25 protein-coding genes and 1 other annotated feature are annotated in these 26,155 nt (G+C 57.0%); of the genes, 15 read left to right on the forward strand and 10 right to left on the reverse strand.

Features of this window, described 5'->3' with window-relative positions; all coding sequences use genetic code 11:
- Positions 1–40: 40 nt before the first annotated feature.
- The 7 genes from yidZ to rpmH all read right to left on the reverse strand — a co-directional run bounded on the left by yidZ (position 41) and on the right by rpmH (position 6,088).
- Positions 41–1,012 (reverse strand): HTH-type transcriptional regulator YidZ, encoded by a 972-nt coding sequence (gene yidZ, locus V1587_RS02775; RefSeq protein ID WP_371899819.1) that lies wholly within the window; start codon positions 1,010–1,012, stop codon positions 41–43.
- Positions 981–2,156 carry an MFS transporter gene (locus V1587_RS02780; RefSeq protein ID WP_371899818.1) on the reverse strand — a complete coding sequence of 392 codons (1,176 nt, stop codon included), beginning with the start codon at positions 2,154–2,156 and terminating at the stop codon, positions 981–983. The genes yidZ and V1587_RS02780 overlap by 32 nt, the downstream gene beginning before the upstream one ends.
- A gap of 111 nt (positions 2,157–2,267) precedes the next feature.
- The gene (mnmE, locus tag V1587_RS02785) at positions 2,268–3,632 is read right to left on the reverse strand and encodes a tRNA uridine-5-carboxymethylaminomethyl(34) synthesis GTPase MnmE (RefSeq protein ID WP_032644252.1); all 1,365 of its coding nucleotides are present in this window, start codon (positions 3,630–3,632) and stop codon (positions 2,268–2,270) included.
- 72 nt (positions 3,633–3,704) lie between these two features.
- Positions 3,705–5,348: a membrane protein insertase YidC gene (yidC, locus tag V1587_RS02790; protein ID WP_371899817.1), complete on the reverse strand. Its 1,644-nt coding sequence runs from the start codon at positions 5,346–5,348 to the stop codon at positions 3,705–3,707.
- A 2-nt stretch (positions 5,349–5,350) separates the two neighbouring features.
- On the reverse strand, positions 5,351–5,608 hold the full coding sequence (gene yidD, locus V1587_RS02795; RefSeq protein WP_001307474.1) for a membrane protein insertion efficiency factor YidD: 258 nt from the start codon (positions 5,606–5,608) through the stop codon (positions 5,351–5,353).
- The gene (gene rnpA, locus V1587_RS02800) at positions 5,572–5,931 is read right to left on the reverse strand and encodes a ribonuclease P protein component (protein WP_032640303.1); all 360 of its coding nucleotides are present in this window, start codon (positions 5,929–5,931) and stop codon (positions 5,572–5,574) included. The genes yidD and rnpA overlap by 37 nt, the downstream gene beginning before the upstream one ends.
- Positions 5,932–5,947: 16 nt before the next feature.
- Positions 5,948–6,088 carry a 50S ribosomal protein L34 gene (rpmH, locus tag V1587_RS02805; RefSeq protein WP_000831330.1) on the reverse strand — a complete coding sequence of 47 codons (141 nt, stop codon included), beginning with the start codon at positions 6,086–6,088 and terminating at the stop codon, positions 5,948–5,950.
- A 599-nt stretch (positions 6,089–6,687) separates the two neighbouring features.
- Here rpmH and dnaA point away from each other — a divergent pair.
- Genes dnaA through gyrB form a run of 4 tightly spaced genes read left to right on the forward strand, consistent with a single transcriptional unit; the run spans position 6,688 to position 12,700 of the window.
- Entirely contained in the window at positions 6,688–8,082 is a 1,395-nt protein-coding gene (gene dnaA, locus V1587_RS02810) for a chromosomal replication initiator protein DnaA (RefSeq protein ID WP_371899816.1), read from the forward strand.
- Between the two features lie 4 nt (positions 8,083–8,086).
- Positions 8,087–9,187 carry a DNA polymerase III subunit beta gene (dnaN, locus tag V1587_RS02815; RefSeq protein WP_371899815.1) on the forward strand — a complete coding sequence of 367 codons (1,101 nt, stop codon included), beginning with the start codon at positions 8,087–8,089 and terminating at the stop codon, positions 9,185–9,187.
- A complete protein-coding gene (gene recF / locus V1587_RS02820) occupies positions 9,187–10,260 on the forward strand; it encodes a DNA replication/repair protein RecF (RefSeq protein ID WP_048030318.1) in 1,074 nt (357 codons plus the stop codon). The genes dnaN and recF overlap by 1 nt, the downstream gene beginning before the upstream one ends.
- A 28-nt stretch (positions 10,261–10,288) precedes the next feature.
- Positions 10,289–12,700, forward strand: a complete 2,412-nt coding sequence (gene gyrB / locus V1587_RS02825; RefSeq protein ID WP_048030320.1) for a DNA topoisomerase (ATP-hydrolyzing) subunit B — start codon at positions 10,289–10,291, stop codon at positions 12,698–12,700.
- Positions 12,701–12,734: 34 nt separating this feature from the next.
- Here gyrB and V1587_RS02830 read toward each other — a convergent pair whose 3' ends face one another.
- The gene (locus V1587_RS02830) at positions 12,735–13,670 is read right to left on the reverse strand and encodes a LysR family transcriptional regulator (RefSeq protein ID WP_371899814.1); all 936 of its coding nucleotides are present in this window, start codon (positions 13,668–13,670) and stop codon (positions 12,735–12,737) included.
- 110 nt (positions 13,671–13,780) lie between these two features.
- Here V1587_RS02830 and V1587_RS02835 point away from each other — a divergent pair, with 110 nt between their 5' ends.
- The 8 genes from V1587_RS02835 (at position 13,781) to V1587_RS02870 (ending at position 21,968) form a co-directional block, all read left to right on the forward strand.
- The gene (locus tag V1587_RS02835) at positions 13,781–14,806 is read left to right on the forward strand and encodes an NAD(P)-dependent alcohol dehydrogenase (protein WP_371899813.1); all 1,026 of its coding nucleotides are present in this window, start codon (positions 13,781–13,783) and stop codon (positions 14,804–14,806) included.
- Positions 14,807–14,921: 115 nt separating this feature from the next.
- The gene (gene yidA, locus V1587_RS02840) at positions 14,922–15,734 is read left to right on the forward strand and encodes a sugar-phosphatase (RefSeq protein WP_023309809.1); all 813 of its coding nucleotides are present in this window, start codon (positions 14,922–14,924) and stop codon (positions 15,732–15,734) included.
- Positions 15,735–15,960: 226 nt separating this feature from the next.
- Complete coding sequence (gene dgoR, locus V1587_RS02845; protein WP_371899812.1) at positions 15,961–16,650, forward strand: D-galactonate utilization transcriptional regulator DgoR; 690 nt, start codon at positions 15,961–15,963, stop codon at positions 16,648–16,650.
- The gene (locus V1587_RS02850) at positions 16,647–17,525 is read left to right on the forward strand and encodes a 2-dehydro-3-deoxygalactonokinase (RefSeq protein ID WP_371899811.1); all 879 of its coding nucleotides are present in this window, start codon (positions 16,647–16,649) and stop codon (positions 17,523–17,525) included. Before dgoR ends, V1587_RS02850 begins: the two co-directional genes overlap by 4 nt.
- Complete coding sequence (locus V1587_RS02855) at positions 17,509–18,126, forward strand: 2-dehydro-3-deoxy-6-phosphogalactonate aldolase (RefSeq protein WP_371899810.1); 618 nt, start codon at positions 17,509–17,511, stop codon at positions 18,124–18,126. Before V1587_RS02850 ends, V1587_RS02855 begins: the two co-directional genes overlap by 17 nt.
- Positions 18,123–19,271 carry a galactonate dehydratase gene (gene dgoD, locus V1587_RS02860; RefSeq protein ID WP_371899809.1) on the forward strand — a complete coding sequence of 383 codons (1,149 nt, stop codon included), beginning with the start codon at positions 18,123–18,125 and terminating at the stop codon, positions 19,269–19,271. Before V1587_RS02855 ends, dgoD begins: the two co-directional genes overlap by 4 nt.
- Positions 19,272–19,349: 78 nt before the next feature.
- Entirely contained in the window at positions 19,350–20,687 is a 1,338-nt protein-coding gene (locus tag V1587_RS02865) for an MFS transporter (protein ID WP_371899808.1), read from the forward strand.
- Between the two features lie 51 nt (positions 20,688–20,738).
- The gene (locus V1587_RS02870) at positions 20,739–21,968 is read left to right on the forward strand and encodes a DUF3748 domain-containing protein (RefSeq protein WP_371899807.1); all 1,230 of its coding nucleotides are present in this window, start codon (positions 20,739–20,741) and stop codon (positions 21,966–21,968) included.
- On the opposite strand, the gene V1587_RS02875 is transcribed toward V1587_RS02870, so the two are convergent.
- Positions 21,965–22,297 (reverse strand): YceK/YidQ family lipoprotein, encoded by a 333-nt coding sequence (locus V1587_RS02875; protein WP_371899806.1) that lies wholly within the window; start codon positions 22,295–22,297, stop codon positions 21,965–21,967. The genes V1587_RS02870 and V1587_RS02875 overlap by 4 nt on opposite strands.
- Before the next feature lie 249 nt (positions 22,298–22,546).
- Positions 22,547–22,618: a sequence feature (ROSE (Repression Of Heat Shock gene Expression) occurs in the 5'-region of heat shock genes and acts as an RNA thermometer to modulate expression.), on the forward strand.
- Here V1587_RS02875 and ibpA point away from each other — a divergent pair.
- The 3 genes from ibpA (at position 22,612) to V1587_RS02890 (ending at position 25,414) form a co-directional block, all read left to right on the forward strand.
- Complete coding sequence (ibpA, locus tag V1587_RS02880; protein ID WP_008500162.1) at positions 22,612–23,022, forward strand: small heat shock chaperone IbpA; 411 nt, start codon at positions 22,612–22,614, stop codon at positions 23,020–23,022. It overlaps the preceding feature by 7 nt.
- A 136-nt stretch (positions 23,023–23,158) precedes the next feature.
- Positions 23,159–23,587, forward strand: coding sequence for a small heat shock chaperone IbpB (gene ibpB, locus V1587_RS02885; protein ID WP_008500161.1), 429 nt, complete (start codon positions 23,159–23,161; stop codon positions 23,585–23,587).
- Between the two features lie 165 nt (positions 23,588–23,752).
- Positions 23,753–25,414 carry a putative transporter gene (locus V1587_RS02890; protein WP_371899805.1) on the forward strand — a complete coding sequence of 554 codons (1,662 nt, stop codon included), beginning with the start codon at positions 23,753–23,755 and terminating at the stop codon, positions 25,412–25,414.
- On the opposite strand, the gene V1587_RS02895 is transcribed toward V1587_RS02890, so the two are convergent.
- A complete protein-coding gene (locus V1587_RS02895) occupies positions 25,382–26,128 on the reverse strand; it encodes a GntR family transcriptional regulator (RefSeq protein ID WP_395314500.1) in 747 nt (248 codons plus the stop codon). The two genes, V1587_RS02890 and V1587_RS02895, sit on opposite strands and share 33 nt — an antisense overlap.
- Positions 26,129–26,155 lie beyond the last annotated feature (27 nt).

Raw genomic sequence — 26,155 nt, forward strand, 5'->3', positions numbered from 1 at the left:
TGGGAGTAAGAGAAGCCTTAGGACCGAACTTTACATTTTCTTAGGCAAAAATTGGATCGCTCGCACCGTACAGCGCCTTGATGGTCTCCCGCAGCCAGAGGATTTTTGGATTGTGGCTGTTCCGTTTATGCCAGATCAGCGTGAAGGGCACGGTCAATTTTTCCGCCTGCTCCTCATCAATCGGAATGGGAAGGGCGATCAGCTTCCGCTGGTGGAGTTCATTGTAGTGGTGACAGTAGTGCGGCGCGGTGGCGATATAGTTATGGCCGGGCTGCGCCGCCATAAACATCGCCTGTTCGAAGCCCGGCAGGCTCATGGCGATCGTGCGCTCGCGTCCCATCTCCTTTAGCACCTCATCCAGCGCCCAGGTGTCGCTGCGCTCCCAGAAGATGCTGATGTGGGGATAGCGCAGGAAAGTCTCCAGATTCCACTCTTGCTGAAGCGCCGGATGATCCTCGCGCAGATAGACGCAGGGGCGATCGCTGAACAGAATTTCGTAGTCGATAAACCACGGCATCAGCTTAAGCAGCTCGCGGGATCGCGGATGCGTTTCACGCCCGGTGAAGCCCAAATCCACCTCGCCACGCGTAATCGCGTCCAGCGAGTCGTAATCCCACTGGCGCATTTTCACCGTCGCCTGCGGATAGCGCTGGTTCACCTGCTCCAGCAGAGTATTGAAGCGGATCAGCATCAGCGGCGTTTCCGCGGCCAGCACGAACGTCAGCCCGCCCGGAGAATCATGGTGGAATTTATCGAGGATCTGGTTGCCGATTTGCATCCAGTCAGCCAGATCCTGCTCAAGACTTACCGTCAGCGGCGTCGGCAGCAGCCCTAACGGCGTTTTGACAAACAGCGGGTCGTCAAACCAGTCGCGCAGCTTGGCCAGCGATTTACTCACCGCCGACGGCGTCACGTTCATCCGCTTCGCCGCTTTGGTAACGCTGCGCTCCTGCAGCAAAAGCTGCAGGCACAGCAACAGGTTAAGATCGAGACTGCTGATGGGCTTCTTCATAGTGCGCCGCGGGCTGGATGACCATAAGTAAGGTGATGCACAGTATGCTACAGCCAATCAGAACCCCGATCAGCATATTCAGCGCGTTAAGCCCGATGACCGCCGCCAGCCAAATCCACAGCGACGAGCCGCAGACCTGCGCGATCCCCAGCACCGAGCTCGCCACGCCTGCCCGCAGCGAGAAGGGACCAAGCGCCTGGCTCATCGCCACGCCAAAGCCAACCGAGAACCCGGCACAAATGAGCGTAATGCCCACCAGCATCACCGCATGTGAGCTGGTGGTCGCCAGAAGCGCGCCTGCGGCGAGGAATAAAACCTGTGAGGTCAGCATCAGCGTGCGCTGGCGGAAGATATTCAGCGCAAACGGGGTGGAGAACGACACAGCCATACTGACCAGAGCGGTTAATGCCATCACCGTGGAATACTGACCGCGATCGAAGCCCATGGTCTCCATCAGCAACACCGGGGAAACGTTTACATACGTCAGAATCACCGCCACGCTTAACGTGGTCACGGCCAGACGGCTGAGGAAAAAGCGGTTGAGAAGCTTCTCTGCCGGGTGAATGGTTGCGGTATGGCCGGTATTCTGCGAGCCCGGGTGGGTCTCTTTCAGCACGGCGATCGACAGGATAAACACCAGCGCGCCCATCGCTGCCATGGTCCAGAACAGGCTCTGCCACGGGAATTTCAGCATGATCAGATATCCCACAACCGGGGCCAGCACCGGGATGATGCAGGTAATGCCGTTCAGCATCGACAGCACCTTAGCGCGACGCTGGGCGCTTAAGGTATCGCGCAAAATCGCAAACGCGACGACGTAGCAGCCACCGGCACCAATGCCCTGGATAAACCGTCCGGTCAGGAACAGGGTGCTGTTCTGCGCCTGCGAGCAGAGAAGGGACGCCAGGGCAAAAACGATGGCTCCGGCGACAGCGACAGGCTGACGGCCTGCTTTATCAGCAATCTTCCCGGCAAAGACCATCGACGACGCCATCCCCGCGAGGTAGGCCGAAAACGCAATATGCAGCTGCGCCTCGCTGGCGCCCAGATCGCGGGCGATATGCGGTAATCCCACCAGATACATATCAATACCGGATGGATAAAGCAGAACTAATGCGAAACTACAAAACAGAAAACGCGCCATAAACCCCCCATAGATGCAGGCATGCAGGATAGGGGGTGAGAAGGGATTAGGCGAGTTGCCATTTGGACAATGGTGATTTCCCTGGAGGAAATCACCATTGATTAGCGGGAATTACTTACCAATACAGAAGCTCGAGAAGATCCTTCCCAGCAGATCGTCCGACGTAAACTCTCCGGTGATCTCGCTCAGATTCTGCTGCGCCAGACGCAGCTCTTCAGCCAGCAGTTCACCCGCCCACGCGCCGATCAGCTGCGCTTTACCCTGAACGAGGTGGTTCGCCGCCTCTTCCAGCGCCTGCAGGTGACGACGACGCGCCAGGAAGCCGCCTTCCATGCTGGTATCGAAGCCCATGCTCTGCTTGAGATGGTTACGCAGGTCGTCCACGCCTTCACCGGTCCGCGCCGACAGGCGAATCAGTGAGTGACCATTCACATCGCTGATACCGAGCGTTTCGCCGGTCACGTCTGCCTTGTTACGCACCACGGTGATCGGCAGTTTAGCCGGCAGACGGGCGATAAAGTCCGGCCAGATCTCCGCCGGGTCAACGGCGTCGGTCGTGGTGCCGTCCACCATAAACAACACGCGGTCGGCCTGCTCGATCTCCTGCCAGGCGCGTTCGATACCGATGCGCTCAACTTCGTCGCTGGCATCGCGCAGACCGGCGGTATCAATGATGTGCAGCGGCATGCCGTCGATGTGGATATGCTCGCGCAGTACGTCGCGAGTGGTGCCGGCAATGTCGGTCACGATCGCTGCTTCACGGCCCGCCAGGGCGTTCAGCAGGCTCGATTTTCCGGCGTTAGGACGTCCGGCGATGACCACCTTCATCCCTTCACGCAGCAGGCTGCCCTGACGCGCTTCGGCACGAACGGCGTCGAGATCGCTCATTACCTGGTTAAGCTGGGCTTCGATTTTGCCGTCAGAGAGGAAGTCGATCTCCTCGTCCGGGAAGTCGATAGCCGCTTCCACGTAGATGCGCAGGTGAGTAAGTGCTTCCACAAGGTGATTCACACGCGCGGAGAATGCCCCCTGCAGTGAGTTCAGAGCGGAGCGGGCCGCCTGTTCAGAACTGGCGTCGATCAGGTCAGCAATGGCCTCAGCCTGCGCCAGGTCGAGCTTGTCGTTGAGGAAGGCTCGTTCGGAGAACTCGCCCGGCTTCGCAATGCGCAGGCCAGGCAGGGTCAAAATACGTTTTAACAGCAGGTCGAGGATAACCGGCCCGCCGTGGCCCTGAAGCTCCAGCACGTCTTCACCGGTAAAGGAGTTCGGGCCGGGGAACCACAGCGCAATGCCCTGGTCCAGCGGCGTGCCGTCGGTATCTTTAAACGGCAGGTAATCAGCGTAGCGCGGCTTTGGCAGTTTACCCAGCACCGCTTCGGCCACCTCGCGCGCCTTCAGGCCGGAGATACGCAGAATGCCTACACCACCGCGTCCCGGTGGGGTTGCCTGGGCGACGATAGTGTCGTTATGGCTCATGGTTGCTCTCGTTCAATACAAATAAAAAAGGCGGTCAATCGACCGCCCTTATTTTAGCGTTAACTTATCGGATCAGGACTTTTTCTTTTCGCGGCTATGCAGGCCACGTTTTTCCAGACCACGATAAATCAGCTGCTGCTGGATGATGGTCACCAGGTTGCTGACGATATAGTACAGCACCAGACCTGACGGGAACCACAGGAAGAACACGGTGAAGATGACCGGCATAAAGGTCATGATCTTCTGCTGCATCGGGTCGGTCACGGTGGTCGGCGACATCTTCTGGATGAAGAACATCGTCACGCCCATCAGGATCGGCAGGATGTAGTACGGGTCCTGTGCGGACAGGTCATGGATCCACAGTGCGAACGGCGCATGGCGCAGCTCAACGGAACCCATCAGCATATAGTACAGCGCAAGGAAGATTGGCATCTGAATCAGCAGCGGGAAGCAACCACCCAGCGGATTCACTTTCTCTGCTTTGTACAGGGCCATCATTTCCTGACTCTGACGCTGTTTGTCATCGCCCAGACGCTCACGCATTGCCTGAATCTTCGGCTGCAGCATGCGCATCTTCGCCATGGAGGTGTACTGCGCTTTGGTCAGCGGGTACATGATGCCACGAACGATGAAGGTGATAACGATGATGGAGAAGCCCCAGTTACCCAGGAAGCTGTGGATGAACTTCAGCAGCTTAAACAGCGGCTGAGAGATGAACCACAACCAACCGTAATCCACGGTCAGATCCAGGTGCGGCGCAACAGCAGCCATTTTGTCCTGAATTTCCGGGCCGACCCACAGGGTACTTGCCAGCTTACCGGTTTGACCCGGCTGAACCAGAACCGGCTGAGATTTGTAGCCGATGGCTGCAAGACCGTTACCCAGGTTCGCGGTATAGAAGTTATTCGTACCGTCGTTGTTTGGGATCCAGGCCGTTGCGAAATACTGTTGCAGCATCGCAACCCAACCGCCTTTGGAACTAACGTTCAGGTTTTCGTTATCGGCAATGGTGTCGAATTTGTATTTCTCATACTTCGCGTCTGGCGTGGAGTACGCCGCGCCACGGAAGGTATGCAGCGCAAAGTTGCTGCTTCCGGTGTCACGGTGAGACGGCAGATTGATGGACTGCTTCAGCTGGCCAAAGGTCGACAGCTCCAGCGGTTTCGCACTGGCGTTCTGTACGCTGTAGCCCACGTTCACCGCATATTCACCGCGTTTCAGGGTGAAGGTTTTGGTGAAGGTGTTGCCTGCGGCGTCGGTGTACGTCATCGGGATTGCGAGTTCGTTCTGACCATCAGCCAGCACAAAGGTGTCGCTCTCGACGGTATACAGTGGACGCGCACCGTTAGCCGGGTTATCCGGGCCGTCACGACCGGTCAGGCCGCTCTGCGCCTGGTAGATAAACTCAGGCGTGGTTTCCAGTAACTGGAACGGTTCGTTAGACTTCAGCTCTTTCGGGTAGGTCAACAGCAGCGCCTGCTCAACATCACCACCACGGGTGTTGATTGTCAGCTCAAGCACATCGGTCTTAACCGTAATCTGTTTCCCCTGGCCACTGGCCGGTACGCCCTGGTCGGCGGCGCTACCCGCTGCGGTGGTCGTAGTCTGCGTGGTCTGCTGCTGGGGTTGAGGATTTTTATCCTGCTCCCATGCCTGCCAGATCATGAAAGACACGAACAACAAAGCGATGATAAGAAGATTGCGTTGCGAATCCATCGTTAGTGTTCTCTGGTATCAAAGGGTCCTGGGGGGACGGGGTCGTCTCCACCGGGGTGTAAAGGGTGGCATTTTAATACGCGTTTCACCGTCAACCAACTGCCTTTTATCACTCCAAACCTGCGCAATGCCTCAATTCCGTAGCTTGAGCATGTTGGTGTGAAACGGCAGTGCGGCCCGAGTAGCGGACTAATCAGGCGTTGATAGACCCGAATGAGGGCTATCAGGACCCGTGAGCCAGGCGACAGTGGCGGCGCCATAATTTTTCCAACGCTTCCGAGAGAGCACGGTTATCGAGGTCGGCAACCCCTTTTTTAGCCACCACCACGAAATCCATTGAAGGCAGTTCGTGCTGACGTAAACGGAAGCTTTCACGCGTCAGACGTTTAATCCGATTGCGTTCATGCGCACGCTTAACATTTTTCTTGGCGACTGTGAGACCGATGCGGGGATGCCCCAGCGAATTTTGGCGGCCGAGGATGGTGATTTGCGGCGTGCCAGCCCGTAGTGGCTGCTGGAAGACGAAAGTGAAATGAGCGGGAGTTAACAAACGTAACTCCCTGGGAAATGCTAGCTTAACCACTCAGGGGTTAGCTTTATTACTTGGAAACGGTCAGACGAGCGCGGCCTTTAGCACGACGACGTGCCAGAACCTGACGACCATTTTTAGTAGCCATACGAGCACGGAAGCCGTGAGAACGGTTGCGCTTCAGTACAGACGGTTGAAAAGTGCGTTTCATGGCGATTTCTACCTAAACTTGAATAAATTCACTGACTTTTGCGTATACCCGAACGAGTTTCGAACGACTAACGCCTCAGCGTGGGTGATTAAAGAGGCCGGATTGTAATAATTGTACACTCCGGAGTCAATTCTCTTTCCTTATTTCCCGCGTATTTCCGCACGTTTTCGCGTGGAAAATGAGCAACGGACGACGCAGGAAGATGAGCATCACGCGCCGGGTCGAGGATTATACGGGCTCGACGATAAAGCGCAAGGATCGTCCCGGATCTTCGTTAGATCATTTAAGCAATAAATTGTCTGTGCTCATTAATTTTTCCAATATGCGGACTAAATCGTGGGGTACTGGCGCCAGGATCGTTTACACTTATCCGGTTCCGGATCTTCCTGTGGATAAATCGGGAAGAATCTGTGAGAAACAGAAGATCTCTGGCTCAGTTTAGGCTATGATCCGCGGTCCCGATCGGGATCCCAGGATCCTGGTCAGGATAAATTGCAGATAGCAATTCGCACGTCCCCCTTTACACAGGGTCATGCCGATGTGCGCCAACAATCATGAATATTCAATAGTTTTCTTTTATTGTTCGAGTGGAGTCCGCCGTGTCACTTTCGCTTTGGCAGCAGTGTCTTGCCCGATTGCAGGATGAGTTACCAGCCACAGAATTCAGTATGTGGATCCGCCCGTTGCAGGCGGAACTGAGCGATAACACGCTGGCTTTGTACGCGCCAAACCGTTTTGTGCTCGATTGGGTAAGGGACAAGTACCTTAATAACATCAATGGACTGCTGAACGATTTCTGCGGGTCAGATGCCCCACAGCTGCGCTTTGAAGTGGGCACAAAGCCGGTCACCCAAACCGTTCGTGAAACCGTGAACGTAGCTGTGCCTGCTCAGGCCGCTCCTGCTCCCGCCCCTCGCGTCGCACCCGCTCGTCAGGGCTGGGATAATGTTCCCGCACCGGCTGAGCCAACCTACCGCTCTAACGTTAACGTGAAACACACGTTCGATAACTTCGTTGAAGGTAAGTCGAACCAGCTGGCGCGCGCGGCAGCTCGTCAGGTTGCTGATAACCCTGGTGGGGCCTACAACCCGCTGTTCCTTTATGGCGGCACGGGTCTGGGTAAAACGCACCTGCTGCATGCGGTGGGCAACGGCATCATGGCGCGCAAGCCCAATGCCAAAGTGGTGTATATGCACTCCGAGCGCTTCGTTCAGGACATGGTAAAAGCCCTGCAAAACAATGCGATCGAAGAGTTTAAACGCTACTATCGTTCCGTTGACGCGCTGCTGATCGATGACATCCAGTTCTTTGCGAATAAAGAACGATCGCAGGAAGAATTTTTCCACACCTTCAACGCCCTGCTGGAAGGTAATCAGCAGATCATTTTGACCTCGGATCGTTATCCAAAAGAGATCAACGGCGTTGAAGATCGTTTGAAATCCCGCTTCGGCTGGGGCCTGACCGTGGCGATCGAGCCGCCGGAGCTGGAAACCCGCGTCGCGATCCTGATGAAGAAAGCCGATGAAAACGACATCCGCCTGCCGGGTGAAGTGGCGTTCTTCATTGCCAAGCGTCTGCGCTCCAACGTGCGTGAGCTCGAAGGGGCACTGAACCGCGTTATCGCCAATGCCAACTTCACCGGTCGTGCGATCACCATCGATTTTGTGCGTGAAGCGCTGCGAGATTTGCTGGCATTGCAGGAAAAACTGGTCACTATCGATAATATTCAAAAGACGGTGGCTGAGTACTACAAGATCAAAGTGGCAGATTTACTGTCTAAACGTCGTTCCCGCTCGGTGGCGCGTCCGCGTCAGATGGCGATGGCGCTGGCAAAGGAGTTAACCAACCACAGTCTGCCGGAAATCGGGGATGCGTTTGGTGGTCGTGACCATACGACCGTGCTGCACGCTTGTCGCAAGATAGAGCAGTTACGCGAAGAAAGCCACGACATAAAAGAAGATTTTTCCAATCTAATCAGAACATTATCATCGTGACGCTATGAAATTTACCGTTGAACGTGAACATTTATTAAAACCGCTGCAACAGGTGAGTGGCCCATTAGGTGGCCGCCCAACGCTGCCTATTCTCGGAAACCTGCTGCTTCAGGTCGCGGACGGTACGCTGTCGCTGACCGGTACAGATCTGGAAATGGAAATGATCGCGCGCGTTACGCTGACGCAGCCGCACGACGCGGGCGCGACCACGGTTCCGGCACGTAAATTCTTTGATATCTGCCGCGGGCTGCCGGAAGGCGCTGAAATCGCCGTGCAGCTGGAAGGCGACCGTATGCTGGTACGCTCCGGGCGCAGCCGTTTCTCACTCTCTACGCTGCCTGCTGCGGACTTCCCGAACCTGGACGACTGGCAGAGCGAAGTGGAATTTACCCTGCCGCAGGCGACGATGAAGCGTCTGATTGAAGCCACGCAGTTCTCCATGGCGCATCAGGACGTTCGTTACTACTTAAACGGCATGCTGTTCGAAACCGAAGGTGAAGAGCTGCGTACCGTGGCCACCGACGGCCACCGTCTGGCGGTCTGTTCTATGCCGATTGGCAGCGAGCTGCCAAACCATTCGGTGATCGTGCCGCGTAAAGGGGTGATTGAGCTGATGCGTATGCTCGACGGTGGCGACACGCCGCTGCGCGTGCAGATCGGCAGCAATAACATTCGCGCGCATGTGGGCGATTTTGTCTTCACATCGAAGCTGGTTGACGGCCGTTTCCCGGATTATCGACGCGTATTGCCGAAGAACCCGGACAAAACGCTGGAAGCCGGTTGCGATAGCCTCAAGCAGGCGTTTGCACGTGCAGCCATTCTCTCTAACGAGAAATTCCGCGGCGTGCGTCTGTACGTGAGTGAAAACCAGATCAAAATCACCGCCAATAACCCGGAGCAGGAAGAGGCAGAAGAGATTCTGGACGTCACCTACGCCGGCGCTGAGATGGAAATCGGCTTTAACGTCAGCTACGTGCTGGATGTGCTGAACGCGCTGAAATGCGAAAACGTGCGCATCCTGCTGACCGACTCCGTTTCGAGCGTACAGATTGAAGATGCCGCATCACAGTCGGCTGCCTATGTTGTCATGCCAATGAGACTGTAATGTCGCTCACCCGTCTGTTGATCCGCGACTTTCGCAACATCGAGAGCGCGGATCTCGCTTTATCCCCTGGCTTTAACTTCCTGGTAGGCGCGAACGGCAGCGGCAAAACCAGCGTGCTGGAAGCCATCTATACGCTCGGCCACGGCCGGGCGTTTCGCAGTTTGCAGATTGGTCGCGTCATTCGCCACGAGCAGGAATCCTTTGTTCTGCACGGGCGTTTACAGGGCGAGGAGCGGGAGACCGCCATCGGCCTGACCAAAGACAAGCAGGGCGACAGCAAGGTGCGCATCGACGGCACCGACGGTCACAAGGTGGCCGAGCTGGCGCTGCTGATGCCGATGCAGCTGATAACGCCGGAGGGGTTTACTTTACTCAACGGCGGCCCCAAATACAGAAGAGCGTTCCTCGACTGGGGATGCTTTCACAACGAAGCAGGATTCTTTAACGCCTGGAGCAACCTGAAGCGTCTGCTCAAGCAGCGTAACGCCGCGCTGCGCCAGGTGACGCGCTACGCCCAGCTGCGTCCGTGGGATATGGAGTTAATCCCTCTCGCGGAACAGATCAGCCGCTGGCGTGCCGAATACAGCGCAGGTATTGCCGAAGACATGGCCGACACCTGCAAACAGTTTTTACCTGAATTCTCTCTTACCTTCTCCTTCCAGCGCGGCTGGGAGAAAGAGACGGACTATGCCGAGGTGTTAGAGAGAAGCTTCGAGCGCGACCGCATGTTGACCTACACCGCGCATGGCCCGCACAAGGCGGATTTCCGCATTCGTGCTGACGGGGCGCCGGTGGAAGACACGCTCTCGCGCGGGCAGCTTAAGCTCCTGATGTGTGCGCTGCGCCTGGCACAGGGAGAGTTTCTCACCCGCGAGAGCGGAAGACGCTGCCTGTACCTGATAGATGATTTTGCCTCGGAACTTGACGACGCGCGGCGCGGGCTGCTTGCCAGCCGCTTAAAAGCCACGCAGTCGCAGGTTTTCGTCAGCGCGATAAGCGCTGAACACGTTATAGACATGTCGGACGAAAATTCGAAGATGTTTACCGTGGAAAAGGGTAAAATAACGGATTAACCCAAGTTGAAATGAGCGAGAAACGTTGATGTCGAATTCTTATGACTCCTCCAGTATCAAAGTCCTGAAAGGGCTGGATGCGGTGCGTAAGCGCCCGGGTATGTATATCGGCGACACGGATGACGGCACCGGTCTGCACCACATGGTATTCGAGGTGGTAGATAACGCTATCGACGAAGCGCTCGCGGGTCACTGTAAAGACATCGTGGTCACCATCCATGCGGACAACTCCGTCTCCGTCACCGATGACGGTCGTGGCATCCCAACCGGTATTCACCCGGAAGAGGGCGTCTCTGCTGCGGAAGTGATCATGACCGTCCTGCACGCAGGCGGTAAGTTCGACGATAACTCCTATAAAGTTTCCGGCGGCCTGCACGGCGTAGGTGTTTCGGTAGTAAACGCCCTGTCGCAAAAGCTGGAGCTGGTTATCCAGCGCGAAGGCAAAATCCACCGTCAGCTTTATACGCACGGCGTGCCGCAGGCACCGCTGGCCGTTACGGGCGACACCGACAAAACCGGTACCATGGTGCGTTTCTGGCCGAGCCTCGAAACCTTCACCAACGTCACCGAGTTCGAGTACGACATCCTGGCGAAACGCCTGCGCGAACTGTCGTTCCTGAACTCCGGCGTCTCGATTCGCCTGCGCGACAAGCGTGACAACAAAGAAGACCACTTCCACTACGAAGGCGGTATCAAGGCGTTCGTTGAGTATCTGAACAAGAACAAAACGCCTATTCACCCGAATATCTTCTACTTCTCCACCGAAAAAGACGGTATCGGCGTGGAAGTGGCGCTGCAGTGGAACGATGGTTTCCAGGAAAACATCTACTGCTTTACCAACAACATTCCACAGCGCGACGGCGGTACTCACCTTGCGGGCTTCCGTGCGGCGATGACCCGTACCCTGAACGCCTACATGGACAAAGAAGGCTACAGCAAGAAAGCGAAAGTCAGCGCCACCGGTGACGATGCCCGTGAAGGCCTGATTGCCGTTGTCTCCGTGAAGGTGCCAGATCCGAAGTTCTCCTCACAGACCAAAGACAAGCTGGTCTCTTCTGAGGTGAAATCGGCGGTTGAGCAGCAGATGAACGAACTGCTGAGCGAATACCTGCTGGAAAACCCGTCCGACGCGAAAATCGTGGTGGGCAAAATTATCGATGCGGCGCGTGCCCGTGAAGCGGCGCGTAAAGCCCGTGAAATGACCCGTCGTAAAGGCGCGCTGGACTTAGCAGGCCTGCCGGGCAAACTGGCTGACTGCCAGGAACGCGACCCGGCGCTGTCCGAACTGTACCTCGTGGAAGGGGACTCCGCGGGCGGTTCTGCGAAGCAGGGCCGTAACCGTAAGAACCAGGCTATCCTGCCGCTGAAGGGTAAAATCCTCAACGTTGAGAAGGCGCGCTTCGACAAGATGCTCTCTTCTCAGGAAGTGGCGACGCTCATCACCGCGCTGGGCTGCGGCATCGGCCGTGACGAGTACAACCCGGACAAACTGCGCTACCACAGCATCATCATCATGACCGATGCGGACGTCGACGGCTCGCACATTCGTACGCTGCTGTTGACCTTCTTCTATCGTCAAATGCCTGAAATCGTTGAACGTGGCCACGTCTACATTGCCCAGCCGCCACTGTACAAAGTGAAGAAAGGCAAGCAGGAACAGTACATCAAAGATGACGAAGCGATGGATCAGTACCAAATCGCGATCGCACTTGATGGCGCGACCCTGCACGCGAACTCGCACGCCCCTGCACTGGCCGGTGAGCCGCTGGAGCGTCTGGTGTCCGAGTTCAACGCCACGCAGAAAATGATTACGCGTATGGAACGCCGTTATCCGAAAACGCTGCTGAAGGAGCTGGTTTATCAGCCAACCCTGACCGAAGCCGATCTGAGCGACGAGCAGACCGTCACCCGCTGGGTGAATGCCCTGGTGACCGATCTGAACGAGAAAGAGCAGCACGGCAGCCAGTGGAAATGCGATGTTCAGCAGAACGCCGATCATCAGTTCGAGCCGATCGTTCGCGTGCGTACCCACGGCGTCGACACCGACTACCCGCTGGAGCACGAATTTGTGACCGGTCCGGAATACCGCCGTATCTGCACGCTCGGCGAGAAGCTGCGCGGCCTGATCGAAGACGATGCGTTCATCGAACGTGGCGAACGTCGTCAGCCGGTAGCCAGCTTCGAGCAGGCGCTGGACTGGCTGGTGAAAGAGTCCCGTCGCGGCCTCGCGATCCAGCGCTATAAAGGTCTGGGCGAAATGAACCCGGAGCAGCTTTGGGAAACCACCATGGATCCGGAAAGCCGCCGCATGCTGCGCGTTACCGTTAAGGACGCGATTGCTGCAGACCAGCTGTTCACGACCCTGATGGGCGATGCGGTTGAACCACGTCGTGCCTTCATCGAAGAGAACGCCCTGAAAGCGGCAAATATCGATATTTAATCGACGTTATACCGCACGATAACTGGCCGCGCTTTTAGCGCGGCTTTTTTATGGGCGCAGGCATATCCAGCGACATCACGGACGGTAAACGGCTCGCCAGCGTATCTATCGCAATTCTTACCCTCAGCGGCAGATGCGGTGTCTGCTGCCAGACCGCGTGGACGTCAAAATGGACATCCGGCGCCTGCTTCAGGAGCGGGACGAGTTTGCCCTGGTGAATATCTTTGACGACCATCCAGCAGGGCAGCCATGCAATGCCGTGTCCGGCCAGCACAGCGTCGCAGATCGCCTGCAAATCATCCATATTGAGTGATGACCGGGGAGTAAAGGTGTGAGACGTTCCTTCGTTATCCATCAGCTGCCAGGACAATACTCTGCCTGCGCGCAGATAGTTAATCGCCGTATGCTGGGGTAAATCAGCCACGCTTTGCGGCTGGCCTTTCTTCTGCAGATAATCCGGCGCGGCGCACAATACCATGCGGTGTTCCCCTAGCCTTCTGGCGACCAGAACGCTGCTGTCCTGCAGCGTGCCGTTACGCACCGCCATATCAAACCCTTCCTCTACCAGATCCACCACGCGGTCGCTGAACGACATTTCAAGCTCAAGCCCGGGGTGTTCCTGCGCCAGTTCAATCAACAGCGGCGCGACGCACTGGCGACCAAACAGCACCGGCATGGCAACGCGCAGGCGGCCACTGACCTGCTGTTTCCCCGTTTCAAGCAGCGACTCTGCGCCACGGATCTCCTCCAGCGCGCGCAGGCAGCGTTCATAAAAAAGGGCGCCGTTATCGGTCAGCCGCTGGCTGCGAGTGGTGCGGTGAAAAAGACGTACCCCCAGCCGCTCTTCAAGGCGAGCGATGCTTTTCCCTACCGCCGAGCGCGACAGGTGCAGGCGAACTGCGGCCTGTGCAAAGCTTTCCGCCTCCACGGCAGCCACAAAAACAGGAATATCCTTCAGCGTATCGGTCATGGATTGTATCCATTCAGGCATCAATAAAGAGAAAAACTATCGCCACTGGCGACGCTAAGTCAACGGTAGACTGTCAGGACTAAAGCTCATCTGATGGCAGGAGAAATAAAATGACAGAGACAATGCAACGCTGGTCCATGGACGCCCTCGGGCGCGAGAACCTCAAGCTGACTCAGGCACCCGTTCCACAGCCAGGCCCGGGTGAAGTGCGCGTACGGGTGAATGCCGTTGCGCTCAACTATCGCGATAAAATGGTTGTTGAAGGCACAATGCCGATCCCGCTTTCCTTCCCGTTTACCCCGGCGTCTGACATGGCGGGCGTCGTAGACAGCGTGGGTGAAGGCGTCACGCGTTTCCAGCCCGGCGCTCGCGTCATCTCAACCTTCTTCCCGGAGTGGATCGACGGTAAACCGCAGGCGGATGCGCGCAATTTGCCCTATAAAACGTCCGGCGGATACTTCCAGGGGATGCTGGCCGAGTATGTGATTGTGAAGGAAGACGCGCTGGCGGCATCGCCGGAAACCCTGGATGACGCAGAGGCCAGCACGCTGCCCTGCGCAGGGCTTACCGCCTGGTTCGCGCTGGTGGAGCGCGGCCAGCTGCGCGCCGGGCAATCGGTGCTGGTGCAGGGCACGGGCGGCGTGGCGATTTTCGCCCTGCAAATTGCAAAAGCGCACGGCGCAGAGGTCATTGTCACCTCGGGGAGCGATGAAAAGCTGGCGCTCGCCAAAAAACTGGGGGCCAGCCACGGCATCAACCGTCTGAAAGGCGACTGGGCTGAAAATACGCTGGCGCTGACGCAGGATCGCGGCATTGACCATATTATCGAAACCGTGGGCGGGGAGAACCTGAAGCACTCCCTGCGCGCCGTTGCCGTTCACGGGCGTATATCTGTGATTGGCGTGCTGGCAGGCACGGAGATTACGCTCTCAGCTGACGAACTGCTGCTGAAATCCCCTGTCATTCAGGGGATTGGCGTGGGGCACCGCCGGGCGCTGGAGGATTTTGTCCGCGCTGTTGACGTCACGGGACTGAAGCCGGTGATTGAGCATCGCTACCGTTTTAACGAGCTTGAACAGGCCTTTGAACATGTCGATCGCGGCGCGTTCGGTAAAATCGTTCTCATCCGCGAGTAAGCCTTTGTTCCCCGAAATAAACGTAAAAGGGGTGTTCCTGTTGCGCAATGTAGCTCTATTTTTGTGTGCTTAATCGCGTTAGCATGAGGCAGCACTCATTTATTCCGGGGAACTCATGGCTATCAAACTCATTGCAATCGACATGGACGGCACGCTGCTGCTGCCAGACCACACCATCTCTCCAGCCGTTAAAAACGCGATCGCCGCGGCACGCGCAAAGGGCGTGAATGTGGTCCTGACCACGGGGCGTCCGTATGCGGGCGTGCACAGCTACCTGAAAGAGCTGCACATGAATCAGCCTGGCGACTACTGCATCACCTATAACGGCGCGCTGGTGCAGAAAGCCGCAGATGGCAGTACGGTTGCGCAAACCGCGCTGAGCTACGATGACTATCTGTTCCTGGAAAAACTGTCCCGTGAAGTGGGTTCCCACTTCCACGCGCTCGATCGCAATACGCTCTATACCGCCAACCGCGATATCAGCTACTACACGGTGCATGAATCCTACGTTGCGACCATTCCGCTGGTGTTCTGTGAAGCGGAGAAAATGGACCCGGCGACGCAGTTCCTGAAAGTGATGATGATCGACGAGCCGGAGATCCTGGATAAAGCGATTGCGCGCATTCCGGCGGAGGTAAAAGAGAAGTATACCGTGCTGAAAAGTGCGCCGTACTTCCTCGAAATTCTTGATAAACGCGTCAATAAAGGTACCGGCGTGAAATCGCTTGCTGATGCGCTGGGGATTAAACAGGAAGAGATCATGGCGCTGGGCGACCAGGAAAACGACATCGCGATGATTGAGTTTGCGGGCATGGGCGTGGCGATGGATAACGCTATCCCGTCCGTTAAAGAAGTGGCCAACTTCGTGACCAAATCCAACCTGGAAGACGGCGTTGCCTACGCGATTGAGAAGTTTGTGCTGCAGTAACGCTTATTTTTAATCATCAGCCTCGGTTATCAACCGGGGCATTTTTTTGCGCTCAATTTATTGAATTGTTCTTTTTGTGATCTTGATTGTAGTACAACATTAAATGATTGTACTACATTACAGCCACGGTAAAGACGAGAACTCTCACGTTTGTACTGCAAAAGTGATGTGAAATTCAGCGGTCGCGGTAAAGTAGGGATGGACATACAGAGCACAAGGACTCTCCATGACTCTCAATAAAACCGATCGCATTGTCATCACGCTGGGCACCCAGATTGTGGCTGGCAAATATGTTCCCGGTTCGCCGCTTCCGGCGGAGGCCGAACTGTGTGAGGAGTTTGAAACCTCGCGCAACATCATCCGGGAAGTGTTCCGTTCGCTGATGGCGAAGCGGCTGATTGAAATGAAGCGCTATCGCGGCGCGTTTGTTGCCCCGCGTAACCAGTGGAACTACCTCGATACCGACGTGCTGCAGTGGGTGCTGGAAAACGACTACGACCCGCGGCTTATCGGCGCGATGAGTGAAGTACGAAACCTGGTCGAACCGGCCATCGCCCGCTGGGCGGCGGAACGCGCAACTTCCGGCGATTTGGCTCAGATTGAGTCGGCTTTAAACGACATGATCGCTAACAACCAGAACCGGGAGGCGTTTAACGAGGCGGACATTCGCTACCACGAAGCGGTGCTGCAGTCGGTTCATAACCCGGTATTGCAGCAGCTTAGCGTAGCGATCAGCTCGCTACAGCGAGCAGTATTTGAACGTACCTGGATGGGGGATGAGGCCAACATGCCGAAAACGCTCCAGGAACATAAAGCGCTGTTCGATGCGATACGGCATCAGGACGGCGATGCGGCAGAGCAGGCGGCACTTACCATGATTGCCAGCTCGACACGAAGGCTGAAGGAAATCACATGACATCTCGCTACATCGCAATTGACTGGGGATCGACCAATCTGCGCGCCTGGCTGTACCAGGGCGAGCAGTGCCTGGAGAGCAGGCAATCAGAAGCAGGCGTGACGCGCCTGAACGGTAAATCCCCCGAGGCGGTGTTAGCAGAGGTCACACAAAACTGGCGCGATAGCGCCACGCCTGTAGTGATGGCGGGTATGGTCGGCAGTAACGTAGGCTGGAAGGTCGCGCCTTACCTGCCGGTTCCCGCCCATTTCTCCGCTATTGGCGAGCAGTTAACGTCCGTTGGCGACAATATCTGGATTATTCCCGGTTTGTGCGTCTCTCGCAACGATAACCACAACGTGATGCGCGGCGAAGAGACGCAGCTGCTTGGCGCGCGCACGCTTTCTCCTTCTTCCGTCTACGTTATGCCCGGAACGCACTGCAAGTGGGTTCTGGCCGACGCTGAGCAAATCCACGATTTTCGCACCGTGATGACCGGCGAGCTGCACCATTTGCTGCTCAACCATTCACTGGTGGGAGCCGGTTTACCGGAGCAGGAAGCCTCGTCAGAGGCGTTTGCTGCCGGGCTTGAACGTGGGATCGCTTCCCCTGCCGTTTTGCCGCAGCTTTTTGAGGTTCGCGCCTCGCACGTGCTGGGAAATCTCCCGCGCGAGCAGGTCAGCGAATTTCTCTCCGGCCTGCTGATTGGCGCAGAGGTCGCCAGCATGCGTGATTTCGTCGCGCACGAGCAGGCCATCACCCTTGTCGCTGGCGCATCGCTGACGTCGCGCTACGAGCAGGCGTTCCGCGCCGTTGGGCGCGATGTTGCAACGGTATCCGGCGACACGGCATTTCAGGCAGGAATAAGGAGCATCGCTCATGCAGTGGCAAACTGATCTTCCCCTTATCGCGATTTTGCGCGGCATCACGCCCGATGAGGCGTTAGCCCACGTCGGCGCGGTTATTGACGCCGGGTTCGACGCGGTGGAAATCCCGCTTAACTCGCCCGAGTGGGAAAAAAGCATTCCGGCCGTGGTGGAGGCCTTCGGCGATAGGGCGCTGATTGGCGCAGGCACCGTGTTGCAGCCTGAGCAGGTAGATCGGCTGGCGAAGATGGGCTGCAGGCTTATCGTCACGCCCAATATTCAGCCTGAGGTGATCCGCCGCGCGGTGGGTTATGGCATGACCGTCTGCCCGGGCTGCGCCACCGCCACGGAAGCCTTTACTGCCCTGGATGCGGGCGCACAGTCGCTCAAAATTTTCCCGTCATCGGCTTTTGGTCCGGACTACATCAAAGCGCTGAAAGCGGTATTGCCCGCCAGCGTGCCGGTCTTTGCCGTGGGCGGCGTAACGCCAGAAAACCTGGGCCAGTGGATGAGCGCTGGCTGCGTGGGTGCGGGGCTGGGTAGCGATCTTTACCGTGCCGGGCAGTCCGTGGAACGAACCGCACAGCAGGCGGCAGCATTTGTGAAAGCGTATCGAGAGGCAGTGAAATGAAAATAACCAAACTCACCACGTACCGTTTACCCCCGCGCTGGATGTTCCTGAAAATCGAAACCGATGAAGGGATTGTGGGCTGGGGCGAACCGGTGATTGAAGGGCGTGCGCGCACCGTAGAAGCGGCGGTGCACGAGCTGGGTGAATACCTGATTGGTCAGGATCCAGCGCGCATTAACGACCTGTGGCAGGTGATGTACCGCGCGGGCTTCTACCGCGGGGGGCCGATCCTGATGAGCGCTATCGCCGGCATCGACCAGGCGCTGTGGGATATCAAAGGCAAAGTGCTGAACGCGCCGGTCTGGCAGCTGATGGGCGGCCTGGTGCGCGACAAAATCAAAGCCTACAGCTGGGTCGGCGGCGACCGTCCTGCGGAAGTCATCGACGGCATCACGCAGTTGCGCAACATTGGCTTTGATACCTTTAAGCTCAACGGCTGCGAAGAGATGGGCATTATCGACAACTCGCGTGCGGTGGATCGCGCGGTCAATACCGTGGCGCAAATCCGTGAAGCCTTCGGCAACGAGATCGAGTTTGGTCTGGATTTCCACGGCCGCGTCAGCGCGCCGATGGCAAAAGTGCTGATCAAAGAGCTGGAGCCGTATCGTCCGCTGTTTATCGAAGAGCCGGTGCTGGCCGAGCAGGCCGAGTACTATCCGAAACTGGCTGAACAGACCCACATTCCTATCGCGGCGGGTGAACGCATGTTCTCGCGCTTTGAGTTTAAACGCGTGCTCGAAGCGGGCGGCATTGCCATACTGCAGCCGGACCTCTCTCACGCGGGCGGCATCACCGAATGCTACAAAATTGCCGGGATGGCCGAAGCTTACGATGTCGCGCTGGCGCCGCACTGCCCGCTCGGACCGATTGCGCTGGCTGCCTGTCTGCACGTCGACTTTGTCTCCCGCAACGCGGTGTTCCAGGAACAGAGCATGGGGATTCACTATAACAAGGGCGCGGAACTGCTCGATTTTGTGAAAAATAAAGAAGACTTCAGCATGGAAGGCGGTTTCTTTAAACCGTTAACGAAGCCGGGCCTTGGCGTAGAGATTGACGAAGCCAAAGTCATTGAGCTGAGTAAAAACGCGCCGGACTGGCGTAACCCGCTGTGGCGTCATGAAGATGGCAGTGTAGCGGAATGGTAATCGCCATCCCGTAGACCCGGTAAGCCTCCGGGCAAAAATCATACATACAAAAATATAACCCTCTGTAAATTACAGGGCATGGTGAGCGGCTTCGCTATGCCCAAAATCTGGAGACAGATTGCGATGGATATTCCAGTTACCGCTACAAAAACCGGGCGTCGCCGCTACCTGACGCTGATTATGATCTTTATTACCGTGGTCATTTGTTATGTCGACCGCGCCAACCTTGCCGTGGCATCGGCCCATATTCAGGAAGAGTTTGGCATCACCAAAGCGGAAATGGGTTATGTCTTCTCGGCGTTTGCCTGGCTGTATACGCTATGCCAGATCCCGGGCGGCTGGTTCCTTGACCGCGTGGGGTCACGTCTGACCTACTTTATCGCCATTTTCGGCTGGTCCGTGGCGACCCTTTTCCAGGGCTTCGCGACCGGGCTGATGTCGCTGATTGGCCTGCGTGCCATTACCGGGGTTTTCGAAGCGCCCGCGTTTCCCACCAACAACCGCATGGTGACCAGCTGGTTCCCGGAACACGAGCGCGCTTCCGCCGTTGGCTTTTACACCTCCGGGCAGTTTGTCGGCCTGGCGTTCCTGACGCCGCTGCTGATCTGGATCCAGGAGCTGCTGAGCTGGCACTGGGTATTCATCGTCACGGGTGGGATTGGTATTATCTGGTCGCTGATCTGGTTCAAGGTTTACCAGCCGCCGCGTCTGACTAAAAGCATCACCAAAGCCGAGCTGGACTACATCCGCGACGGCGGTGGCCTGGTGGACGGTGATGCACCGGTGAAAAAAGAGGCGCGCCAGCCGCTGACCAAAGCGGACTGGAAGCTGGTCTTCCACCGTAAGCTGGTGGGCGTTTATCTGGGCCAGTTCGCGGTGACCTCCACGCTGTGGTTCTTCCTGACCTGGTTCCCGAACTATCTGACCCAGGAAAAGGGGATCACGGCGCTGAAGGCGGGCTTTATGACCACCGTGCCGTTCCTCGCGGCGTTTTTCGGCGTGCTGCTCTCCGGATGGCTGGCCGATAAGCTGGTGAAAAAAGGCTACTCGCTGGGCATGGCGCGTAAAACGCCGATTATCTGCGGTCTGCTGATCTCAACCTGCATCATGGGCGCCAACTACACCAACGATCCGGTGTGGATTATGACCCTGATGGCGGTGGCGTTCTTCGGTAACGGTTTCGCCTCTATCACCTGGTCGCTTGTGTCGTCCCTCGCGCCGATGCGGCTGATTGGCCTGACCGGCGGCGTGTTCAACTTTGTCGGCGGGCTCGGCGGGATCACCGTACCGCTGGTCATCGGCTACCTGGCGCAGGACTACGGCTTCGGCCCGGCGCTGGTGTACATCTCCGCCGTGGCGCTGATTGGCGCGCTCTCCTACATCCTGCTGGTGGGTGATGTGAAACGAGTAGGCTAATCTCTGCGGATGTTTTACCCTGATGCACTCACCGTGCATCAGGGTATCCTCATGAAACAAATCACCTTCGCTTCCCGCAACCACCAGCTGACCAATATCAATACCTGGACGCCGGACAGCCAGTGGCTGGTCTACGACGTGCGCCCGTCCGGTGCGTCATTTACCGGCGAAACCATTGAGCGGGTCAATGTCGCTACGGGTGAGGTGGAGGTGATCTATCGTGCCACTGACGGCGCGCACGTCGGCGTGGTGACCGTTCATCCGGCACAGGACAAATACGTCTTTATCCACGGCCCGAAAAAACCGGACGCAGACTGGCACTACGATTTTCATCATCGCCAGGGAGTCATTGCCTGCAGCGGACAGGTGAGCAATCTTGACGCGATGGATATCACTGCACCCTACACCGCAGGCGCGCTGCGCGGCGGCAGCCATGTGCACGTCTTCAGCCCGAACGGGCAGCTCGTCAGCTTCACCTATAACGACCACGTGCTGCACGAGCGCGATCCGAAGCTCGATTTACGCAACGTCGGCGTGGCTGCGCCTTACGGCCCGGTGAACCCGCAGGGGAACCATCCCCGTGAATATTCTGGAACTTTCTGGAGCGTGCTGGTTAGCCGCACGACGCCCAACCCGCTGCCGGGCAGCGATGAAATCAACCGCGCTTACGAAGAGGGTTGGGTGGGCAACGACAGGCTGGCGTTTATTGGCGATACCCTTTCTTCGCGGGGCGAAAAAGTACCCGAACTGTTTATCGTCGACCTGCCGGGAGACGAGCAGGGCTGGAAGCGTGCGGGCGATGCGCCGCTACAGGGCACGACGGATACCCTGCCAGCGCCGCCTGCGGGTGTGGAGCAGCGTCGTTTGACCTTTACGCACCAGAGGACGTTCCCGGGCCTGGTGAACGTGCCTCGTCACTGGATTCGCAGCAACCCGCAGGGGACGCAGATTGCGTTTCTGATGCGGGATGATAACGGCATCGTGCAGCTGTGGCTGATCTCCCCTGAGGGCGGCGAGCCGCGCCAGTTAACCCATACGGAGAGCGGTATTCAGTCTGCATTCAACTGGCACCCTTCCGGGAAAATGCTGGGATGTGTTCTTGAAAACCGGATTGCCTGCTGCGACGCGCAGACCGGAGAGGTGACGTTTTTGACGTCCGATCATGGCAACCCGCCGTCTGCTGATGCCGTTGTGTTTTCCCCGGACGGGCGCTTTATTGCGTGGATGGAAGAGACAGGGGGTTTCCGTCAGCTTTGGTTAACGGAAACCGCACAGAACTAGCGTGGAGGCATGTCAGCGGGCGGGATAACGGCGTTTGTTGCCAGATTCTCCTGCTCGCTTTTTTCTACCCGTGAGCGCACGGAGTTGTCCTTACGAAATATATCCCACGGCAGCAAAAGCGTATCCGCCACAGCCGTAAACGGCATATCCAGGATAACCAGGGATTTGGTGCCCCAGTTTGTATCGTCATCGGAGATCATCGCCGCGCTGGCGCGCGTCCCCGGATATGTTCCTTCTTTACCGCCGGTGTGAGACATCACGCTCGAACACCCGCAAAGTAAAACAACCCCGCTGAACGTCGTCAGCTTTATCAGAACATTTTTCATCATCACTCAGTCATCGTTAATGGCACTGCATAGACCTGCAACTCAGGGTTATAGCGAGCCTTATCCAAAATGGATAGCCCGATAACCCCGCACTGTGGCAGCCATCGCAATTTAACCCTTTGTGCTGTTGTCCCAGTCTAAGCGAGATGCAGGAAAGTGCAAAAAAAAGTGCAGTCGTCGTGCTTGAAAAGCTCGCCTGCAGACCCATTTTAAGAATACGACCCGATAACGAACTCGCCTGATGGGTGTTCGGGGGGCGTAAAGGCCTGTCCATGGTGGAAGGCTTAATTTTCTCGCTGATTTCAGGAGTTTTATTTATGCGTAACTTCGATCTTTCTCCGCTATACCGTTCTGCAATTGGTTTTGACCGCCTGTTTAACCATTTAGAAAATAACCAAAGCCAGAGCAACGGCTACCCTCCATACAATGTTGAGCTGGTTGACGAAAACCACTACCGCATCGCCATTGCCGTCGCCGGTTTTGCAGAAAACGAACTGGAGATCACCGCGCAGGACAACCTGCTTGTGGTGAAAGGTTCCCATACGGCCGAGCAGAAAGAACGTACCTACCTTTATCAGGGCATCGCCGAGCGCAACTTTGAACGCAAGTTCCAGTTAGCCGAGAACATTCACGTGAAAGGCGCGAACCTGGTCAACGGCCTGCTGTTTATCGAACTGGAACGTGTGATTCCGGAAGAGAAAAAACCGCGTCGTATCGAAATTAACTAATTATGCGGGTCGCGCGAGCGGCCCACCCAGACTTGCTTGCCGTAACGGGAGCATATGCGAATCCATCCGGATTTGCAGGAACAACTGCGCACAAAATTAAACTGTGCCGAACTCGCTTCTCAGAAGGAGATTTAGTATGCGTAACTACGATTTATCCCCCTTACTTCGTCAGTGGATTGGTTTTGACAAACTGGCTAATGCCCTGCAAAACACCGCTGAGCAACAGACGTTTCCGCCGTACAACATCGAAAAAAGCGACGATAACCACTATCGCATCACCCTGGCGCTGGCCGGCTTCCGTCAGGAGGATCTGGATATTCAGCTCGAAGGCACGCGTCTGACCGTGAAAGGTACGCCGGAGAAACAAGAGACCGAAACCAAATGGCTACATCAGGGGTTGGTTAATCAGCCGTTTAGCCTGAGCTTTACCCTGGCAGACCATATGGACGTCTCCGGCGCAACGTTTACCAACGGGCTGCTGCATATTGACCTGACCCGCAACGTGCCGGAAGCCATCGCGCCGCAGCGTATCGCCATTAGCGATCGGCCGGCGTTAAACAGTTAATAGTGTTGGGGCTGATGCCCTCACCCCGGCCCTCTCCCTCAGGGAGAAGGTGAAAAGCTAAAGCCCTGCCCCGGCAGGGCTTTTTTGTGCGCCATCGCCCATACAACCGTCCACGGCTCTGAGAGAATCCTTGAAATAACTAAGGTTATGCCAAGGAAGTGGATCATGAGTGATATCGCGTTAACCGTCAGCGTGTTGGCCCTGGTCGCTGTTGTTGGCCTGTGGATAGGGAATATCAAAATCCGCGGCGTCGGGTTTGGGATAGGCGGGGTGCTGTTTGGCGGCATTTTTGTCGGCCACTTTGCCGACCAGCTCGGGCTGGTGCTGAGCGCCGAAATGCTTCACTTTACCCAGGAGTTCGGCCTGATCCTGTTCGTCTATACCATCGGGATTCAGGTAGGGCCGGGTTTTTTCGCCTCTCTTCGTGTCTCCGGATTACGGCTCAACCTGTTTGCCCTCGGCATTGTGGTGATGGGCGGGCTGGTCACCGCCATTCTGCATAAAATCTTTGCTATCCCTCTGCCCGTGGTGCTGGGTATTTTCTCCGGGGCGGTCACCAACACGCCCGCGCTCGGCGCGGGCCAGCAAATCCTGCGTGATTTGGGCATCGAATCCGGCATCGTCGACCAGATGGGGATGAGCTACGCCATGGCCTATCCGTTTGGCATTTGCGGCATTCTGCTCTCCATGTGGCTGGTCCGCGTCCTGTTTCGCATTAATGTCGATAAAGAGGCGAAGGACCACGAAACCACGCTCACCAACGGCCATATGCCGATCAAAACCATCAACATTCGGGTTGATAACCCCAACCTTAACAATATGGCGATTCAGGACGTGCCGATCCTGAACAGCGCCAATATTATCTGCTCCCGCCTTAAGCGCGACGATATGCTGATGGTCCCCGCGCCCGGCACCGTCATTCAGCAAGGCGATCTGCTGCATCTGGTCGGCCAGCCCGGCGATTTAAACAACGCGCGGCTGGTGATTGGTCAGGAAGTGGATACCTCGCTCTCAACGCGCGGCACCGATATGCGGGTGGAACGCGTTGTGGTGACTAACGAGCAGGTACTGGGCAAAAAAATACGCGATCTGCAGGTAAAAGAACGCTACGACGTAGTGATCTCACGTCTCAACCGTGCGGGTGTCGAGCTGGTCGCCAGCCCGGAAGCCAGCCTGCAATTCGGGGATATCCTCAACCTGGTGGGTCGTCCATCGTCCATCGACGCCGTGGCGGATATGGTGGGTAACGCCCAGCAGAAACTGCAGCAGGTGCAGATGCTGCCGGTGTTTATCGGGATCGGGCTCGGCGTGCTGCTCGGCTCTATTCCGCTGTACGTGCCGGGTTTCCCGGTTGCTCTCAAGCTGGGCCTGGCAGGCGGGCCGCTGATTATGGCGCTGATCCTCGGGCGTATCGGCTGCATCGGTAAGCTCTACTGGTTTATGCCGCCGAGCGCCAACCTGGCGCTGCGCGAGCTGGGCATCGTCCTGTTCCTGGCGGTGGTCGGGCTGAAGTCTGGCGGGGATTTCGTCGATACGCTGGTCAAGGGCGAAGGGATGAGCTGGGTCGGCTACGGCATATTTATCACGGCGATCCCGCTGCTGACGGTGGGCATACTGGCGCGGATGTTCGCCAAAATGAACTACCTGACTCTATGCGGCATGCTGGCGGGCTCCATGACCGATCCGCCAGCGCTGGCCTTTGCCAACAACCTGCACGCCACCAGCGGCGCGGCCGCTCTCTCCTATGCTACCGTCTATCCGCTGGTGATGTTCCTGCGCATCATCACCCCGCAGCTACTGGCGGTGCTGTTCTGGGGAATGGGCTAGCAGGTCGTCCGGGTGGATGCGCCGCAGATGGTAGTCCACCTGGTAATCACTGGTATTTCGGAACATCACGGAATAATTGAGGAATTCGCCGCTGTCGCTGTAGGAAAGGGAGGTGATACGCAGCAGCGGCGTCTGTTCCGGCAGGTTCATATAACCCGCCAGCATTTTATCTGCCAGCACCGGCGTAAGGCTCTCGTAGTTGCCGCTGATGGTGATCCCGCACTCCTTCTCGATGTAATCAAACTTAGACCCTTCAAGATGCGCCAGCGACAGGTTGCGAAACAGCTTCACCGGCATAAAGCTGTCCTCCAGCATCAGCGGCTTTCCGTCCACGTAGCGCACCCGCCGGGAAAAGTAGATCCGCTCATCCACCTGAATTCGCAGCTGGCTGGCGATGGCGGGCGGGGCGGGCATCACTTCAAACTGTAAGACCTTACTCTGCACCTCTTTGCCCTGCTGACGCAGCACCTCCACCAGCCCGGTCAGGTTGGTGGTTTCGTGATGAACGTCTTTGCGCGACACAAACGTGCCGCTGCCGTGCCGCCGTTCAACCAGCCCCCAGCTCACCAGCAGATCCAGCGCCTTGCGGATGGTCATTCGCGCCACGCCGAACTCCTGCGCCAGCGCTTTCTCGCCCGGCAGCGGACTGCCGATGTTGTAGTCCGACGAATTCAGCCGCAGCCGCAATCTGTCGGCGATAGATTTGTAGATCACCAGTAGACCTCTCTGCCCTTATCAGGG

Source organism: Enterobacter sp. ECC-249 (assembly GCF_043965265.1).
GTDB classification, from domain to species: domain Bacteria; phylum Pseudomonadota; class Gammaproteobacteria; order Enterobacterales; family Enterobacteriaceae; genus Enterobacter; species Enterobacter quasiroggenkampii.

Bases quoted from the DNA above. Each gene is read 5' to 3' on its own strand.
- mnmE (WP_032644252.1), bottom strand. From the start codon at position 3,632: ATGAGCCATAACGACACTATCGTCGCCCAGGCAACCCCACCGGGACGC.
- dnaN (WP_371899815.1), top strand. From the start codon at position 8,087: ATGAAATTTACCGTTGAACGTGAACATTTATTAAAACCGCTGCAACAG.
- yidD (WP_001307474.1), bottom strand. From the start codon at position 5,608: ATGGCGCCGCCACTGTCGCCTGGCTCACGGGTCCTGATAGCCCTCATT.
- dgoD (WP_371899809.1), top strand. From the start codon at position 18,123: ATGAAAATAACCAAACTCACCACGTACCGTTTACCCCCGCGCTGGATG.
- V1587_RS02865 (WP_371899808.1), top strand. From the start codon at position 19,350: ATGGTGAGCGGCTTCGCTATGCCCAAAATCTGGAGACAGATTGCGATG.
- yidC (WP_371899817.1), bottom strand. From the start codon at position 5,348: ATGGATTCGCAACGCAATCTTCTTATCATCGCTTTGTTGTTCGTGTCT.
- V1587_RS02780 (WP_371899818.1), bottom strand. From the start codon at position 2,156: ATGGCGCGTTTTCTGTTTTGTAGTTTCGCATTAGTTCTGCTTTATCCA.
- recF (WP_048030318.1), top strand. From the start codon at position 9,187: ATGTCGCTCACCCGTCTGTTGATCCGCGACTTTCGCAACATCGAGAGC.
- gyrB (WP_048030320.1), top strand. From the start codon at position 10,289: ATGTCGAATTCTTATGACTCCTCCAGTATCAAAGTCCTGAAAGGGCTG.
- ibpB (WP_008500161.1), top strand. From the start codon at position 23,159: ATGCGTAACTACGATTTATCCCCCTTACTTCGTCAGTGGATTGGTTTT.
- V1587_RS02830 (WP_371899814.1), bottom strand. From the start codon at position 13,670: ATGACCGATACGCTGAAGGATATTCCTGTTTTTGTGGCTGCCGTGGAG.
- V1587_RS02835 (WP_371899813.1), top strand. From the start codon at position 13,781: ATGACAGAGACAATGCAACGCTGGTCCATGGACGCCCTCGGGCGCGAG.
- yidZ (WP_371899819.1), bottom strand. From the start codon at position 1,012: ATGAAGAAGCCCATCAGCAGTCTCGATCTTAACCTGTTGCTGTGCCTG.
- yidA (WP_023309809.1), top strand. From the start codon at position 14,922: ATGGCTATCAAACTCATTGCAATCGACATGGACGGCACGCTGCTGCTG.
- V1587_RS02870 (WP_371899807.1), top strand. From the start codon at position 20,739: ATGAAACAAATCACCTTCGCTTCCCGCAACCACCAGCTGACCAATATC.
- dgoR (WP_371899812.1), top strand. From the start codon at position 15,961: ATGACTCTCAATAAAACCGATCGCATTGTCATCACGCTGGGCACCCAG.
- V1587_RS02890 (WP_371899805.1), top strand. From the start codon at position 23,753: ATGAGTGATATCGCGTTAACCGTCAGCGTGTTGGCCCTGGTCGCTGTT.
- V1587_RS02850 (WP_371899811.1), top strand. From the start codon at position 16,647: ATGACATCTCGCTACATCGCAATTGACTGGGGATCGACCAATCTGCGC.
- rpmH (WP_000831330.1), bottom strand. From the start codon at position 6,088: ATGAAACGCACTTTTCAACCGTCTGTACTGAAGCGCAACCGTTCTCAC.
- V1587_RS02875 (WP_371899806.1), bottom strand. From the start codon at position 22,297: ATGATGAAAAATGTTCTGATAAAGCTGACGACGTTCAGCGGGGTTGTT.
- V1587_RS02855 (WP_371899810.1), top strand. From the start codon at position 17,509: ATGCAGTGGCAAACTGATCTTCCCCTTATCGCGATTTTGCGCGGCATC.
- ibpA (WP_008500162.1), top strand. From the start codon at position 22,612: ATGCGTAACTTCGATCTTTCTCCGCTATACCGTTCTGCAATTGGTTTT.